Source organism: Prevotella sp. P5-50, from assembly GCF_002251295.1.
GTDB lineage: Bacteria > Bacteroidota > Bacteroidia > Bacteroidales > Bacteroidaceae > Prevotella.
Genome location: NZ_NPJA01000042.1, coordinates 1 through 1,823 on the forward strand (window position 1 = coordinate 1; position 1,823 = coordinate 1,823).

2 protein-coding genes and 1 pseudogene are annotated in these 1,823 nt (G+C 37.0%); all 3 read right to left on the reverse strand.

The genetic code is table 11. The features are described 5' to 3' along the window. Positions 1-101: 101 nt before the first annotated feature. A complete protein-coding gene (locus tag CIK88_RS09945) occupies positions 102-524 on the reverse strand; it encodes a methyltransferase (RefSeq protein WP_144269600.1) in 423 nt (140 codons plus the stop codon). Positions 525-528: 4 nt separating this feature from the next. After that, positions 529-1,446, reverse strand: a complete 918-nt coding sequence (locus CIK88_RS09950; RefSeq protein WP_094436207.1) for a hypothetical protein — start codon at positions 1,444-1,446, stop codon at positions 529-531. A gap of 174 nt (positions 1,447-1,620) precedes the next feature. Then, positions 1,621-1,823, reverse strand: a pseudogene (locus tag CIK88_RS09955) (IS1380 family transposase); the annotation flags it as partial.

Here is a 1,823-nt window from a genome sequence, read left to right on the forward strand (position 1 = left end):
CTAACTTACAGATTGTAATTTTCTGCAAAGATAGTCATTTCTAACCCATAGAGTCATTTTTTGCTCGTATTTTGTCGCATATCAACCACTTACAACGATTGTTAATCGTTTTTAGTGGACACTAGTGAACTCTCTTTAGTATATAAGTCTGAATACAATTTGTTGAGAAGATCCTTTTTCTTTTCGTCATTTCTAGCACCATAAGGAGGATTGCCGATAATCTTATCGTATCTTTGAGTGCAAGATATAATTGCTGTATCAAGCAAAGTGTCAGTTTCCTTTACTGAAATACCTGGCTTGGTGCTATACTTTTCTTTCAGACCGATAACAGCTGTAGGATTTAATTCAAATACATTAACGTGCGCATCTGGATTATGTTCCAAGATTTTGTCAATGAACACGCCATCCCCACCACATGGTTCCAAAATTTCGTCATGTGGCTCAAAATTCAGCATACCAGTCATGTAATTGAGAATAGGATCTGATTTTGTATAGTAAGCTTGGTAAGTTAATGTTGAATCCATTTGATTACCAGATAAGATAATTTTGAAGTTCGTTACGTGTTATAGTGTCTCTCATCCGAGGAGCAAAGTCATTCATCCAATCAATATTGTTCTCAATCCAATTATGGATATCAAAGCCTGTAAATTGATGAATCTTTGAGTATGTATCTGGACCACATGAGGTATCCCATACTCCAGAATTTTGGAGTGTGGTTAGATAGTGATTATTCTCTGTAGAACGAACAAAAATTAAGCATTTATAATTCTCTGTTTCAATATTTTGATATATACTTCCTACAAGAAGCAATCTATTAGTATTGCCCTTCTCATTTGAACCGAATCCGCTTTTGAAATCGACAATGTACTTGGTCGTTCCATCGGTAAAATGCAAATCACATTCCAATTGAATTTCACCTGACGTAACCAGTCCCCAGACTTTATCATAATAACGTCTAAGTTGCGCTTTCTCATGTGTTTGGATAGTCAATCCGTCTATATATGTTACTATCTCGGTAGTAAGACTTTCTTTAACCTCGGAGAAAAGAGGTGGAATAAAGGAAGATATTCCAGTAGAAGGATGTTTGAAACATAGTTTGCAGAAAGGTTCCCACAATTCACCTACTCGACGTGAAAATGCCATATAGTCATACTGCCAAACAGCATTACGAGATTCAAGCATAACAACATCATTTGTATAGGTTATCATAAGAACACATTCAAGAACCTCTCTATTTGTCCAGTTTTGAGCTCTTGCCGTTTCTTCAAGAATAGATAATAAATTGTCTCGACTTTGAATAATTGCTTTGTTCAGAGCAGAAGCCTTTTTCTTATAATCTGCTGCTGAGTACTGAAGAGCCAATTCACTCACAATCTCGTTTGCTCGACTTCTGAAATATGCCAAAAGTCCAGTTTTGTTATTTTTTAAGTTTCTATCTACATTCATATTAGCCTAAAATCCGCAAGCAATCTCAATGGCAATCTCAATTGCAGTAAAGAGCTTGAACACTATGCATCATGATAGTATGAGCGTGAATTTTGTCCGATTTGTGCATACCTTCCCCTTACCCCACAATGCGACTTGAGGCAATACGCAGATTAAAACCATAAGGAACGGACTTTATCCGAATCCAGTTTTGAAAGGTCTTGCATAAGCCCGGTTTTCAGTATAGATATTCAGCACGTATTGCCTTGCTGTCATGATCCACTTGGCAGGTACGGAGATGAATCTGAAGACAAAAGCCTTTATGCGACTCGTTTTCTTGAGCCCAAAAGCCTTGGTGTCAAGCCTGCTCATGATGGTCTTGTAGAAATTGTGTATCA

Excerpts from the sequence above, each read along its gene's own strand:
- CIK88_RS09945 (WP_144269600.1), bottom strand. The coding sequence starts at position 524 with ATGGATTCAACATTAACTTACCAAGCTTACTATACAAAATCAGATCCT.
- CIK88_RS09950 (WP_094436207.1), bottom strand. The coding sequence starts at position 1,446 with ATGAATGTAGATAGAAACTTAAAAAATAACAAAACTGGACTTTTGGCA.